This window comes from Superficieibacter sp., assembly GCF_032071645.1.
In the GTDB taxonomy this organism is placed as follows: domain Bacteria; phylum Pseudomonadota; class Gammaproteobacteria; order Enterobacterales; family Enterobacteriaceae; genus Superficieibacter.
The window spans coordinates 31,617-45,873 of the sequence record NZ_DAMAPU010000007.1; the positions used below are offsets into that span (position 1 = coordinate 31,617).

The following is a 14,257-nucleotide window of genomic DNA, read 5'->3' on the forward strand; positions in this document are numbered from 1 at the left end:
CACCGGAAAAGATGATCTTTGTAATCCTGTGATCTATAAACAGTTTCTTTAAAAAAGTTGAATAATCACGCAGTTAAATCTTTGGAAACGGTAACAATATGAAATACAAGAGTTTAGTTCTGTCACTGCTGTTAACCTCTGCCGCGCAGATCGCTCATGCTGAGGAGATCGGTTCTGTCGATACGGTTTTCAAAATGTTTGGCCCGGATCACAAAATCGTGGTGGAAGCCTTTGACGATCCCGATATCAACAACGTCACCTGCTATATCAGCCGCGCCAAAACCGGCGGCATCAAAGGCGGCCTGGGGCTGGCGGAAGATACCTCCGACGCCGCGATTTCCTGTCAGCAGGTTGGCCCGATTGAACTAAGCGACAAAATTAAAGACGCTAAAGGTAAGGGCAGCGTGGTATTCCAGAAGCGGACTTCGCTGGTATTTAAGAAATTGCAGGTGGTACGATTCTACGACGCCAAACGTAACACCCTGGCCTACCTCGCGTATTCCGATAAAGTCGTGGAGGGATCGCCAAAAAACGCGCTTAGCGCAGTACCTATTATGCCGTGGAGTCGATAAACAGGGATAGCCTATGCAGCCACCGTTAATCTGGTTAGTGGAAGATGAAGTCAGCATTGCGGAAACGCTCATTTATACCCTGCAACAGGAAGGCTTCGCGGTAGAAGCCTTTGAACGTGGCCTGCCCGCGCTGGAGCGGGCGCGGCGGCAACTGCCGGATCTGGCGATCCTCGATATCGGCCTGCCGGACATCAGCGGGTTTGAACTGTGCCGCCAGCTTCAGGCGAACTATCCTTCCCTGCCGATCCTGTTTCTCACCGCCCGTAATGATGAAATTGATAAGCTGCTTGGGCTGGAAATGGGCGCGGATGACTACATTGCGAAACCATTTTCACCGCGTGAAGTGTGCGCCCGCGTGCGGGTAGTGCTGCGGCGGCTGCATAAAAGCAGCGAACCGTCGGCGCTACAGCGCATTGGTCAGTTTGAGCTGAATGAAGCGGGGGCGCAAATCTGCTGGTGCGGGCAAACGCTGCCGCTGACCCGCTACGAATATTTATTGCTGAAAACCCTGCTAAAGTCCCCCGGCCAGGTTTTTTCCCGCCAGCAACTGATGGACAAAGTGTGGGTCGATGCGCAGGAAAGTTTCGATCGCACGGTCGATACCCACATTAAAACCCTGCGCGGCAAGCTGCGGGCGGTGAACCCGGAGATGTCTCCCATCAACACTCACCGTGGGCTGGGCTACAGTCTGGGGCTGCACTGATGCGCATGGGAATGCGGCTTTTATTGGGCTACTTCCTGATTGTGGCCGTCGCGGGCTGGTTTGTGTTTGCCATTTTCGTGCAGGAAGTGAAGCCTGGCGTGCGTCGCGCCATGGAAGGCACGCTCATCGACACCGCCACGCTGATGGCGGAAGTGGCGAAAGACGATCTGCTTTCCGGCCACGTTCAGGACGGCAGGCTGGCAAAAGCCTTTAATGAACTGCGCTTTCAGCCGATTAACGCCAGCATCAGTGGGATCAATAAAGTTCGCAACGAGTATCACATTTACCTGACCGATCGGCAGGGCAAAGTGATTTTTGACTCCGCCGGGCTCGCTGTGGGGCAGGATTACTCCCGCTGGAATGACGTCTGGCTGACCCTGCGCGGTCAATACGGCGCGCGTAGTACTCTTGCCGATCCTGATCGTCCTGAAAGCTCGGTGATGTACGTTGCCGCGCCGGTGATCGCTAACGGGCATATCCTCGGCGTGCTGAGCGTCGGCAAAGCGAATAATACCATGACGCCAGTCATCAAACGCAGCGAGCGCCGCATCCTGTGGGCTGGCGGCGCGTTGCTGGGGATTGCGCTATTGATCGGCGGTATGATGGTCTGGTGGATCAACCACTCTATCGGCAAACTGGTGCGCTACGCGGATTCCGTCAGCGGAGACCAGCCGATCCCGCTGCCAGACGTCGGCAGCAGTGAACTGCGCAGGCTGGCGAGCGCGCTGGAGAGTATGCGCATTAAGCTCGAAGGAAAGAACTACATCGAGCACTACGTTTACGCCCTGACGCATGAACTGAAAAGTCCGCTGGCCGCCATTCGCGGGGCGGCTGAAATTCTGCGCGAAGGCCCGCCCGCGGAGGTGGTCGCGCGTTTTACCGGCAATATTCTGGCGCAAAATGCGCGGATGCAGGCGCTGGTGGAAAAACTGCTGCTCCAGGCGCGGGTCGAAAGCCGCCTGGAGATCGTGCTTGCTCCGGTGGCGGTCAGCGATCTCTTTGCCCGGCTGGACGCCTCGCGCACGGTCCAGCTAAGTCAGAAAAACCTCGAACTGCGGGTGGATCACAACGATTTGCAGGTGGCTGGCGAGGAAGAACTGCTGGAAGAAGCGCTGGGTAACCTGCTGGATAACGCCATCGATTTTACCCCGCCGGGCGGCGTGATTTCCCTGACTGCGACGGCGGTGCAGGACAGTGTGCTGATCCGCGTCACCGATAACGGCAGCGGCATTCCTGACTACGCCATTGAGCGCATTTTTGAGCGTTTCTATTCCCTGCCGCGTGAAAACGGACAGAAAAGCAGCGGCCTCGGGCTGGCATTCGTGCGTGAAGTCGCGCGTCTGCATCGCGGAACCGTCCAGTTGAAGAATGCTTCCCCGAACGGAGTAGAAGCCACGCTGACACTTCACCGTCGCTTCACATAGCTTCAAACTGTCCACACATAGCCGTTCTACGCTCTGCGCACTATCAGAGGAGAACGCTATGTTGAAATCACCCATTTTTATTAAAGTCCTGACTCTGCTCGGCTGCATGGTCCTGCTATTGATCCCGCTGATGCTGCTGCATAACGTTATCAGCGAGCGTGCCAGTTACCGTGACGATGTCGAAGCCTCGCTGCGCCAAAGCACCAGCGGCTCGCAGAAGGTGGTCGGGCCGCTGATTGCGATCCCGGTAACTGAGATGTACACCGTTATCCGCCAGAACGATGACGGCACGCAGCAGAAAGTTAACGAGAAACGCACCAATCTGTATTACTGGCTGCCGGAATCGCTGGTGGTCAAAGGCAATCAGGAGATCGAAACGCGGCAGATCGGCATTTATGACGGTAAGGTCTGGCACGGCGATTTCTCCCTTAAAGCCGAATTCGATCCGGCCCGGCTGAGTGAGATTACCCGGGCAGGCAGCATTGCGGGCGATCCCTTTATCGTCCTGAGCGTGGGCGATGCGCGCGGTATTGGCCGGGTGGCACCGGCAAAAGTGAACGGGGAGGCGTTTAATGTGGAACCCGGCCCCGGTATGTTGCTCAATGATGAGCAGGGGCTGCATATCCCGTTGCCCTCCCGCACCCTTGATGAAAAGCTGAGCGTTGAACTTTCCTTAAGCCTGACGGGAACCGGCGAACTGGCGCTGGTCCCGGTAGGGCGCAACAGCGAACTGTCACTGGTCGGCAACTGGCCGCATCCGGGCTTCATGGGCGATTTTCTGCCGGAGAAGCGTGAAGTCACGCAGAGCGGTTTTCAGGCGCACTGGCAAAGCTCGTGGTTTGCCAATAACCTCGACAGTCGATTTACGCAGGGTATGAGCGAACGCTGGCGCGCGCTGCCCGCATTTAGCGTGAATATCGCCACGCCTTCCGATCAATACCAGCTCACCGACCGGGCGACCAAATATGCCATTCTGCTGATCGGCCTGACCTTTATGGCGTTCTTTGTATTTGAAACCCTGACGTCGCTGCGCCTGCACCCGATGCAGTATCTGCTGGTGGGTTTGTCTCTGGTGATGTTCTACCTGATTTTACTGGCGCTTTCGGAACGCATTGGTTTTACCGCTGCCTGGATCAGCGCCAGTTTTGCCGGGGCCATCGTCATGCTCATTTATTTACAAGCAGTCCTTAAAGGCTGGCGTAACAGTCTGGCGTTTACCGGCTCTCTGCTGGCGCTGGACGGCGTGATGTGGCTGCTGCTGAGATCGGAAGATAATGCGCTGCTGCTGGGGAGCGGCGTACTGTTTGTCGCGTTGAGTGCAATGATGCTGCTGACCAAAAACGTTGACTGGCACACCTGCGCCCGCAGACCGAAGAAAGAGGTAAAACCTGATGTGGACGAAGAGGCGTTAAGGATCTGGAAATAAAAAAAGCGGCGCATTGCGCCGCTTTTTTTTGGGGGTTATTCCTGCAGGTCGCCACAGAAACGATAACCTTCACCATGAATGGTCGCGATGATTTCCGGCGTGTCCGGCGTGGATTCGAAGTGCTTACGAATACGGCGAATCGTCACATCTACGGTGCGGTCGTGCGGCTTCAGTTCACGTCCGGTCATTTTCTTCAGCAGTTCAGCACGCGACTGAATTTTGCCCGGATTTTCACAGAAGTGAAGCATGGCGCGGAATTCGCTGCGCGGCAGCTTGTACTGGTCGCCATTAGGGCTTACCAGCGAGCGGCTGTTAATATCCAGCTCCCAGCCGTTGAATTTGTAGCTTTCTACGCTGCGACGCTCTTCGCTCACCGTACCCAGATTCATGGTGCGCGACAGCAGGTTACGGGCGCGGATCGTCAGCTCACGGGGGTTAAACGGTTTGGTGATGTAGTCATCAGCGCCGATTTCCAGACCGAGAATTTTGTCCACTTCGTTATCACGACCGGTCAGGAACATCAGGGCTACGTTCGCCTGCTCGCGCAGTTCACGCGCCAGCAGCAGGCCGTTTTTACCCGGCAAGTTAATGTCCATAATCACCAGGTTGATGTCATACTCAGAAAGAATTTGATGCATCTCTGCGCCATCGGTCGCTTCGAAAACATCATAACCTTCCGCTTCGAAAATACTCTTCAACGTGTTGCGGGTTACCAACTCGTCTTCAACGATAAGAATGTGCGGGATCTGCATGGTTCGCTACCTAAATTGCCAACTAAATCGAAACAGGAAGTACAAAAGTCCCTGACCTGGCTGATGCATGTCGAAAATTAACATGCGCAGCATAACAAGACTAAAGTACGTAATTGCGTTTTTGATGCACCATCCACTTATCCCTCAGGCTGCTTCTGCGCTGGCTGCGTCTATGCGCTGGTCATCGCTCCAGGGGGCGTAAAGCTTTGCCGCCTGAATGTAACTTGAACGACTCGTGTGAATCCATCAACATCAACAACATCATTAGCTTGGTCTGGGTACTTTCCCTCTGATACCCGACAGTGTCAAAACGGCTGCCATCCTAACCATTTTAACAGCGACATAACAGGGCAGGAGACAGCTGATACCCAATAAAACTACGCTTCGTTGACATATATCAAGTTCAATTGTAGCACGTTAACATTTTGATGAAATTCATGCAGCCAAATGCTAGCGTTAATCACAATCTTTCAACAACTCAACAAGTTGCTCATGATAACTTATAAGTTTGATGAATTTATGGTGCCCAATACATACAAAATATAAATATTAATAGTAAACATGGGGATAAGCATGTTCTGTTAACATACTACATCCATCGGACACATTAAAACAGTGTAGCGTCTTTTAACTATGCGTAAACGCGACGAGAGTGATGCTTGTTGCAATTTTGTAAATTCGTGAAGCGAAATAAGTCTGCGCAAAGCTGTCCATATCGCAAACTGATCAATAAGAGAGTTACATGCATTTAACAATCGTACTGGTCGCACCGGCAAGGCCAGAGAACGTTGGCGCTGCGGCGCGGGCGATGAAAACCATGGGTTTTACTGAGCTGCGCATTGTAGACAGCGACGCCCATCTGCAACCCGCTGCCCGCTGGGTCGCCCACGGTTCCGCAGATATTCTGGATAATATAAGCACTTACCCGACGCTTGAGGCGGCGCTGCACGATGTGGATTTCACCGTTGCCACCACCGCGCGCAGTCGGGCGAAGTTTCATTACTACGCCACGCCCGCAGAGCTGACGCCCCTGCTGGAAGAAAAAGCGGGCTGGCTGACGCGCGCCGCGCTGGTGTTTGGTCGTGAAGATTCCGGGTTAAGTAATGAAGAGCTGGCGCTGGCGGATATCCTCACCGGGGTGCCGATGGTAGCGGATTATCCCTCGCTGAATCTCGGTCAGGCGGTAATGGTCTTCTGCTATCAATTAGCGCCGTTAATACAACAACGCGCCATTCAGCCCGCCGTCAGTGATGAAAATCAGCTCCAGGCGCTACGCGTGCGCGTTTCTGCGCTGCTGCAAAAGCTGGACGTAGCAGATGATGAAAAATTAGCCGACTGGCTCCAGCAACGGATTGGCCTCCTGCAACAGCGCGATACGGCAATGCTGCATCGTTTACTCCATGATATCGAAAAAAAGCTCGATAAATAAAGTTCTGTAATAAGTGTTATTTCCAGTTAAATGTTCTGTTTCCCGAAGTGCAGATCGCGCGGATAAGTTGAAAATCATCCGTCCTGTGGTGATATACACAGCACGGATGAAATGTGACCAATTTAAAAATTCGTTGACTTAAGCGGGCAGATACTTTAACCAATAAGGTAGACACGACAGACAGATAAATAATACAGAGCACACAACATCATGATCCGCATCAGCACAACCATCATTACCACCATCACAATTACCACAGGTAACGGTGCGGGCTGACGCGTACAGGAAAAACAGAAAAAAGCCCGCACCTGAACAGTGCGGGCTTTTTTTTCGGGGAAAAATCAAGGGGTCACAATCATGCGAGTGTTGAAGTTTGGTGGTACATCCGTGGCAAATGCAGAACGATTTCTGCGGGTTGCCGATATTCTTGAGAGCAATGCCAGGCAGGGGCAGGTGGCAACCGTCCTTTCTGCCCCGGCAAAAATCACTAACCACCTGGTGGCGATGATTGAGAAAACCATTGGTGGACAGGATGCCCTCACCAATATCAGCGATGCCGAACGTATTTTCGCCGAACTGCTTCACGGTCTTGCCGACGTCCAGCCAGGCTTTCCTCTCGCCCGGCTGAAAACCTTCGTTGAACAGGAATTTGCGCAGATTAAGCACGTGCTGCACGGCATCAGCCTGCTTCACCAGTGTCCGGACAGCGTCAATGCGGCGCTCATCTGCCGGGGTGAAAAACTCTCTATTGCGATCATGGCGGGCCTGCTACAGGCACGCGGTCACCAGGTCACGGTGATCGATCCGGTCGAAAAACTGCTGGCGGTCGGGCACTACCTCGAATCCACCGTCGATATTACCGAATCCACGCGCCGCATCGCCGCCAGCCACATCCCGGCTGACCATATGATCCTGATGGCGGGCTTTACCGCCGGAAATGAAAAGGGCGAGCTGGTGGTGCTGGGCCGTAACGGTTCAGACTATTCAGCGGCGGTGCTGGCCGCCTGCCTGCGCGCTGACTGTTGTGAGATCTGGACCGACGTTGACGGCGTTTACACCTGCGACCCACGTCAGGTACCGGACGCGCGGCTGCTGAAATCCATGTCCTACCAGGAAGCCATGGAGCTGTCCTACTTTGGCGCGAAAGTTCTCCATCCGCGCACCATCGCGCCGATTGCCCAGTTCCAGATCCCCTGTCTGATTAAAAACACCGGTAATCCGCAGGCACCGGGAACGTTGATCGGGGCCAGCAGTGACGAAGACGGCCTGCCGGTAAAAGGCATTTCGAATCTGAATAATATGGCGATGTTTAACGTCTCCGGCCCGGGCATGAAAGGCATGGTCGGGATGGCGGCGCGTGTATTTGCCACCATGTCCCGTGCCGGGATCTCGGTCGTGCTGATTACCCAGTCTTCCTCCGAATACAGCATCAGCTTCTGCGTACCGCAGGCCGACTGCGCGCGGGCGCAGCGGGCGATGGGCGATGAATTCTATCTGGAACTGAAAGAAGGGCTGCTGGAGCCGCTGGCGATTATGGAACGGCTGGCGATCATTTCAGTGGTTGGCGACGGAATGCGCACTCTGCGCGGTATCTCCGCGAAGTTCTTTGCGGCGCTGGCCCGTGCCAATATCAATATTGTGGCGATCGCCCAGGGCTCTTCTGAACGCTCCATTTCGGTGGTGGTGAACAATGACGATGCCACGACCGGCGTGCGCGTAACGCACCAGATGCTGTTCAATACCGACCAGGTTATTGAGGTGTTCCTCATTGGCGTAGGCGGCGTAGGCGGTGCGCTGCTGGAGCAAATCAAACGCCAGCAGGCGTGGCTGAAGAGCAAACATATCGATCTGCGCGTGTGTGGAGTGGCGAATTCAAAAGCGCTGCTGACCAACGTCCACGGCCTGAATCTCGAAAACTGGCACAGCGAACTGGCAGAGGCAAAAGAGCCGTTCAATCTGGGCCGCCTGATCCGCCTGGTGAAAGAGTACCATTTGCTGAATCCGGTGATTGTCGATTGTACCTCCAGCCAGGCGGTTGCCGATCAGTACGCCGACTTCCTGCGCGAAGGCTTCCATGTGGTCACGCCGAACAAAAAGGCCAATACCTCATCGATGGATTACTACCACCAGTTACGCCACGCGGCGGGGCATTCCCGACGTAAATTCCTCTACGATACTAACGTTGGCGCGGGTCTGCCGGTCATCGAAAACCTGCAAAACCTGCTCAATGCTGGCGACGAGCTACAGCATTTTTCCGGCATTCTTTCCGGTTCGCTGTCATTTATTTTTGGCAAGCTGGATGAAGGCATGAGCCTGTCGGAAGCCACCCGCGTGGCGCGTGATATGGGCTATACCGAGCCGGACCCGCGTGACGATCTTTCCGGGATGGACGTCGCACGTAAATTGCTGATCCTCGCACGTGAAACCGGGCGCAGCCTGGAACTGAGCGACATCGTCATTGAATCCGTCCTGCCGCAGAGCTTTGACGCCAGCGGCGACACCGACGATTTTATGGCGCGTCTGCCGCAGCTTGACGACAGCTTTGCCTCCCGCGTGGCAAAAGCGCGTGATGAAGGCAACGTTCTGCGTTATGTTGGCAATATCGAAGAAGACGGCGTGTGCCGGGTGAAAATCGCCGAAGTAGACGGTAACGATCCGCTGTATAAAGTGAAAAACGGCGAGAACGCGCTGGCTTTCTACAGCCATTATTACCAGCCGCTGCCGCTGGTGCTGCGCGGCTACGGCGCGGGCAACGACGTCACGGCAGCCGGTGTTTTTGCCGATCTGCTGCGCACCCTGTCATGGAAGTTAGGAGTTTAACATGGTTAAAGTTTATGCCCCGGCTTCCAGCGCCAATATGAGCGTCGGGTTTGACGTGCTGGGGGCGGCGGTCACGCCCGTTGACGGTTCGCTGCTGGGCGATACCGTTTCGGTGGAAGCCGCAGAGCGCTTCAGCGTCAATAATATCGGCCGTTTCGCCAGCAAGCTGCCCGCAGAGCCGCGGGAAAACATCGTCTGGCAGTGCTGGGAACGGTTCTGCCAGGAGATCGGTAAAACCGTGCCGGTGACCATGACGCTGGAAAAAAATATGCCGATTGGCTCCGGGTTGGGTTCCAGCGCCTGTTCGGTGGTGGCGGCACTGGTCGCCATGAACGAACACTGTGGCAAACCGCTGAATGAAACCCGGATGCTGGCGCTGATGGGCGAACTGGAAGGCCGTATTTCCGGCAGCGTTCACTATGATAACGTCGCGCCCTGTTATCTCGGCGGGATGCAACTGATGATCGAAGAAAACGGCATTATCAGCCAGCAGGTGCCAGGCTTTGATGAGTGGCTGTGGGTGCTGGCCTATCCGGGCATTGTGGTGTCAACCGCCGAAGCGCGCGCGATCCTCCCTGCGCAGTATCGCCGCCAGGACTGCATCGCGCACGGTCGTCATCTGGCCGGATTCATTCACGCCTGTTATTCCCGCCAGCCATTGCTGGCGGCGAAACTGATGAAAGATGTGATTGCAGAGCCGTACCGCGCCAGATTGCTGCCGGGCTTCAACGAAGCGCGTCAGGCGGTGGCGGAAATTGGCGCGCTGTCCTGCGGTATTTCCGGCTCCGGCCCGACGCTGTTCGCGCTGTGTGACAAACCGGACACCGCGCAGCGCGTGGCGGACTGGCTCGGTAAATACTATCTGCAAAATCAGGAAGGCTTTGTTCATATTTGCCAGCTGGACACGGCAGGCGCACGAGTAGTGGGATAACTAATGAAACTCTATAACCTAAAAGATCATAACGAACAGGTCAGCTTTGCGCAGGCCATCACGCAAGGGCTGGGCAAACATCAGGGGCTGTTCTTTCCGCACGATCTGCCAGAGTTCAGCCTGACCGAAATCGATGACATGCTGGCGCAGGATTTTGTCAGCCGCAGTGCCAAAATCCTCAATGCCTTTATTGGTGATGAAATCCCTCAGGAACAGCTTGAAGAGCGCGTGCGTGCGGCGTTCGCTTTCCCGGCCCCGGTTAAACCGGTAACGGAAGACGTGGGCTGCCTGGAACTGTTTCACGGCCCGACGCTGGCGTTTAAAGACTTCGGCGGGCGCTTTATGGCGCAGATGCTGACGCACATCAGCGGCGACAAGCCGGTAACGATCCTGACCGCGACCTCAGGGGATACCGGGGCCGCCGTGGCGCACGCCTTTTACGGTCTGCCGAACGTGCGGGTGGTGATCCTCTATCCGCGCGGCAAAATCAGCCCGTTACAGGAAAAACTGTTCTGCACCCTCGGTGGCAACATTGAAACCGTGGCGATTGACGGCGATTTCGATGCCTGCCAGGCGCTGGTTAAGCAGGCGTTTGACGATGAAGAACTGAAGCTGGCGCTGGGGCTTAACTCCGCCAACTCGATTAACATCAGCCGTCTGCTGGCGCAGATTTGCTATTACTTTGAGGCGGTGGCGCAACTGCCGCAGGAAGCGCGTAATCAACTGGTGATTTCGGTGCCGAGCGGTAACTTCGGCGATCTGACGGCGGGGTTGCTGGCGAAGTCTCTCGGCCTGCCGGTGAAACGGTTCATTGCCGCGACCAACGCTAACGACACCGTGCCGCGTTTTCTTCACGGTGGCAAATGGGAGCCGAATGCGACCCGGGCGACGCTGTCCAACGCGATGGATGTCAGCCAGCCAAACAACTGGCCGCGCGTGGAAGAAATCTTCCGCCGTAAAATCTGGCGTCTGAACGAACTGGGCTACGCGGCCGTCGACGATGACACCACCAAAGCCACGATGCGTGAGTTACAGGGGCTGGGCTATATTTCCGAGCCGCACGCGGCGATTGCTTACCGCGCCCTGCGTGACCAGCTCAAACCGGGCGAATACGGTTTATTCCTTGGCACTGCGCATCCGGCGAAGTTTAAAGAGAGCGTGGAAGAGATCCTCAGCGAAGCCCTGCCGCTGCCCAAAGCGCTGGCAGATCGCGCCGATCTGCCGCTGTTGTCGCATAGCCTGCCAGCCGATTTTTCCGCGCTGCGTCAGTTGATGATGCGCCACGCGTAATAAGATAATTTTCAGCCGGGGGAAACCCCGGTTTTTTTACGCCTGAATACGGAGAAAATAAGGAGAGAAATAGCAGGGAAAATGGAGGAATTCCCAATAAATGCGGGTACTTAGATATTAGGATTGCGGAGAATAACAACCGGTGTTCACATTGCGTAAGCTACTTGCATCGGCCCATAACGGGCAATGATGAAACAGGAGTCACCTATGTTGAAACCTCTCTTTCTTGCACTTTCGATGATGCTGGTCACTCCGCTCGCTGTGCAGGCGGCTGAAATTACCCTGATCCCGGCGGTAAAACTGCAAATTGGTGATCGTGACGATCGCGGTCAGTACTGGGACGGCGGACACTGGCGCGACCACGGCTGGTGGCAGAAGCACTATGACTGGCGCGAAAATCACTGGCAGCCGCGCGATGGTCACCAGAATCGTCGTGACGACCGCCGCCCGGAGCCCGACCGTGGGCCGGGACCGGAAATGCGCCATCGTTAATGATGTTTTACTGCTCGTGACGTTTAAACACCAGCTCGCCCTCACCGGACGCTGACGCATCGTAGAAATAGCCTTCGCTATTAAACTGTGTGAGCTGTTCCGGTTTGGTCAGGCGATGCTCAATGATATAGCGGCTCATCAGGCCGCGCGCTTTTTTCGCATAGAAGCTGATCACCTTAAACTTGCCGTTTTTCTCATCAAGGAACACCGGCTTGACGATCTGCGCGTGCAGGCTTTTGCTTTTTACCGATTTAAAATATTCGTCCGACGCCAGGTTTATCACCACGTCGTCACCCTGCGCCTTTAACGCCTGATTCAGGTGTTCAGTAATTATCTCACCCCAGAACTGATAAAGATCCTTCCCGCGCGCGTTCTCCAGGCGAATACCCATCTCCAGCCGGTATGGCTGCATCAGATCCAGCGGACGCAGCACGCCGTACAATCCTGAAAGCATCCGCAAATGCTGCTGGGCGAAGTCAAAATCCGCCTCGCTGAACGTTTCCGCCTGCAAGCCGGTATACACATCGCCCTTAAAGGCGAGAATGGCCTGGCGGGCGTTGTCCGGGGTGAAATCGGGCTGCCAGTCGTGAAAGCGGGTAGCGTTCAGATCGGCGAGTTTGTCGCTGATGCTCATTAGCTTACCGATTTGCGGTGCCGACAGTTTCCGCGCTTCTTTGATCAGCTGCTGCGAATGATCCAGCAGCTCAGGCAGGGTATAGCGCGTGGTCGCCAGCGGAGTTTGGTAATCCAGCGTTTTTGCAGGAGAGATCAGAATCAGCATAGTTAATCCTTGCGGCAAATGTTGCCCGCACTGTAGCAAAAAAATGCGCCGAAGTGGGCGATGGCTGCGATTGACGCACTAAAGTTTTGGCACATCATCCCACGCGCCGGGCATAAGCTGGAGGTCGGGATAGCGCCGGGGATCGAACACCGGACGCACGCCGAGCTTGCGCTGGCGCAAATAGTCGCTGGCAATCAACTGCACCACCGGCGACAGCAGCAAAATCGCGGTCAGATTGGTCATCGCCATCAGCGCTACCGTGATATTCGCCAGTTGCCACACCACCGGAAAGCCGATCAGCGAACCCGCAATGATCATCAGCAGCGTAACGATCCGCAGCATCCAGCGGGTAAAGCGGGTATCAAATCGCAGGAAAATCAGGTTATTTTCGGCGTAGATATAATTTCCGACGATGGAGGTAAAGGCAAACAGCGCCACCGCCACCGCCACCACACCCGCGCCAGCCTCGCCAATCAGCATCACCATCGCATGTTGAACGCGCTGAATCCCCTCCAGCGAGGCGTCAACGGAATGGTGTCCGGCAAGCAGCACAATCAGCGCGCTACAGGTGGAAATAATAAATGTATCGCTGAAAACGCCGATCATCTGCACGATCCCCTGCGCCGCCGGATGCGGAGGCCAGGAAGCGGCAGCCGCAGCGGCATTGGGAGTAGAGCCTAATCCCGCCTCATTGGAAAACATTCCGCGCTGAAAGCCATTGGTCAGCGCCTGACTCAGCGTATAACCCGCCGCGCCTGACGCCGCTTCTTGCCAGCCAAAGGCGCTTTTGACGATAGCGGCCACCGTGCCGGGAAGCGCCGTAATATGCCAGGCGCTGATCAGCAGGCTGGTGAGCACCCACAGGACCACCATCAGCGGCACCAGCCATTGCATCAGCCTGGCGATGCCTCGCAGCCCGCGAATGATTGTGAGAAAAACCAGCGCGGCCAGCACTATACCGGTCATCAGCGCGGGTGCGGAGAACGCATAGCTCATGGCATGGGCAACGGAATTGGCCTGAATGGTGTTAAATACCAGGCCGTAGGAGAGCAGCAGAAAAAGTGAAAACAGCACGCCCATCCAGCGCATTCCCAGGCCGTGCGCCATGTACCACGCCGGGCCGCCGCGAAATTGCCCGTGTGCATCGCGTTCTTTATAGAGCTGCGAAAGTGAGCATTCGGCAAAACAGATCGCCATACCCATTAGCCCTGATATCCACATCCAGAAAACGGCCCCCGGACCGCCTGCGGTAATGGCCAGCGAGATGCCCACCAGATTGCCGCTGCCTGCGCGAGCGGCAAGACTGGTGCACAGCGCCTGGAAAGACGTGAGTCCTCCCGGCTGGGGCGTCACGCTATTTTTCAGACTCTTGCCAAAATGCCGGAGATAGCGAAGCTGGATAAATCCTGTGCGCCAGGTAAACCAGATACCCGCACCTGCCAGCAGGTAAATCATCACAGAATTCCAGATGATATCGCTCATAAACCGTAGAAAATCAGGCATTAAACGTCCTCTTGTTTATGCCGGTGCGCTCGTGTAAGCGCTACCACTTTTTTAAAAAACTGTTACCGCGCGGGTAATGAATTCGCGGAGTTTACCATACACTGTCTGCGGTTGCGCTGAGGGTGGGGCGTGAT

13 protein-coding genes, 1 pseudogene and 1 other annotated feature are annotated in these 14,257 nt (G+C 55.5%); of the genes and pseudogenes, 11 read left to right on the forward strand and 3 right to left on the reverse strand.

What is annotated here, in order from left to right:
• The first annotated feature begins 98 nt into the window (after positions 1–98).
• Genes creA through creD form a run of 4 tightly spaced genes read left to right on the forward strand, consistent with a single transcriptional unit; the run spans position 99 to position 4,125 of the window.
• Positions 99–572 carry a protein CreA gene (gene creA, locus RT197_RS14260; protein ID WP_312951692.1) on the forward strand — a complete coding sequence of 158 codons (474 nt, stop codon included), beginning with the start codon at positions 99–101 and terminating at the stop codon, positions 570–572.
• A gap of 13 nt (positions 573–585) precedes the next feature.
• Complete coding sequence (gene creB / locus RT197_RS14265) at positions 586–1,275, forward strand: two-component system response regulator CreB (protein WP_312951694.1); 690 nt, start codon at positions 586–588, stop codon at positions 1,273–1,275.
• Positions 1,275–2,699, forward strand: a complete 1,425-nt coding sequence (creC, locus tag RT197_RS14270) for a two-component system sensor histidine kinase CreC (RefSeq protein ID WP_312951696.1) — start codon at positions 1,275–1,277, stop codon at positions 2,697–2,699. The genes creB and creC overlap by 1 nt, the downstream gene beginning before the upstream one ends.
• 58 nt (positions 2,700–2,757) lie before the next feature.
• Positions 2,758–4,125 carry a cell envelope integrity protein CreD gene (creD, locus tag RT197_RS14275; RefSeq protein ID WP_312951697.1) on the forward strand — a complete coding sequence of 456 codons (1,368 nt, stop codon included), beginning with the start codon at positions 2,758–2,760 and terminating at the stop codon, positions 4,123–4,125.
• A 35-nt stretch (positions 4,126–4,160) separates the two neighbouring features.
• Here creD and arcA read toward each other — a convergent pair whose 3' ends face one another.
• Positions 4,161–4,877 (reverse strand): two-component system response regulator ArcA, encoded by a 717-nt coding sequence (arcA, locus tag RT197_RS14280; RefSeq protein WP_176918392.1) that lies wholly within the window; start codon positions 4,875–4,877, stop codon positions 4,161–4,163.
• 242 nt (positions 4,878–5,119) lie between these two features.
• Here arcA and RT197_RS14285 point away from each other — a divergent pair.
• The 7 genes and pseudogenes from RT197_RS14285 to RT197_RS14315 all read left to right on the forward strand — a co-directional run.
• Positions 5,120–5,223 (forward strand): annotated as a pseudogene (locus RT197_RS14285) (hypothetical protein); the annotation flags it as partial.
• 396 nt (positions 5,224–5,619) lie between these two features.
• The gene (locus RT197_RS14290) at positions 5,620–6,306 is read left to right on the forward strand and encodes a tRNA/rRNA methyltransferase (protein WP_312951701.1); all 687 of its coding nucleotides are present in this window, start codon (positions 5,620–5,622) and stop codon (positions 6,304–6,306) included.
• Between the two features lie 210 nt (positions 6,307–6,516).
• Entirely contained in the window at positions 6,517–6,582 is a 66-nt protein-coding gene (gene thrL / locus RT197_RS14295) for a thr operon leader peptide (protein ID WP_312951948.1), read from the forward strand.
• Positions 6,518–6,638 (forward strand) — a sequence feature (Thr leader region). (Overlaps the previous gene by 65 nt.)
• Positions 6,639–6,663: 25 nt before the next feature.
• Positions 6,664–9,126, forward strand: a complete 2,463-nt coding sequence (gene thrA, locus RT197_RS14300) for a bifunctional aspartate kinase/homoserine dehydrogenase I (RefSeq protein ID WP_312951703.1) — start codon at positions 6,664–6,666, stop codon at positions 9,124–9,126.
• Position 9,127: 1 nt separating this feature from the next.
• Positions 9,128–10,057, forward strand: a complete 930-nt coding sequence (gene thrB, locus RT197_RS14305) for a homoserine kinase (RefSeq protein ID WP_312951705.1) — start codon at positions 9,128–9,130, stop codon at positions 10,055–10,057.
• A 3-nt stretch (positions 10,058–10,060) separates the two neighbouring features.
• On the forward strand, positions 10,061–11,347 hold the full coding sequence (thrC, locus tag RT197_RS14310; RefSeq protein WP_312951706.1) for a threonine synthase: 1,287 nt from the start codon (positions 10,061–10,063) through the stop codon (positions 11,345–11,347).
• A 207-nt stretch (positions 11,348–11,554) separates the two neighbouring features.
• Positions 11,555–11,839: a DUF2502 domain-containing protein gene (locus RT197_RS14315; protein WP_312951707.1), complete on the forward strand. Its 285-nt coding sequence runs from the start codon at positions 11,555–11,557 to the stop codon at positions 11,837–11,839.
• Positions 11,840–11,846: 7 nt separating this feature from the next.
• Here RT197_RS14315 and yaaA read toward each other — a convergent pair whose 3' ends face one another.
• Both yaaA and RT197_RS14325 read right to left on the reverse strand, forming a co-directional pair.
• On the reverse strand, positions 11,847–12,620 hold the full coding sequence (gene yaaA, locus RT197_RS14320; protein ID WP_312951709.1) for a peroxide stress protein YaaA: 774 nt from the start codon (positions 12,618–12,620) through the stop codon (positions 11,847–11,849).
• Positions 12,621–12,698: 78 nt separating this feature from the next.
• Positions 12,699–14,123, reverse strand: a complete 1,425-nt coding sequence (locus tag RT197_RS14325; protein ID WP_312951711.1) for a sodium:alanine symporter family protein — start codon at positions 14,121–14,123, stop codon at positions 12,699–12,701.
• Positions 14,124–14,257: the final 134 nt, after the last annotated feature.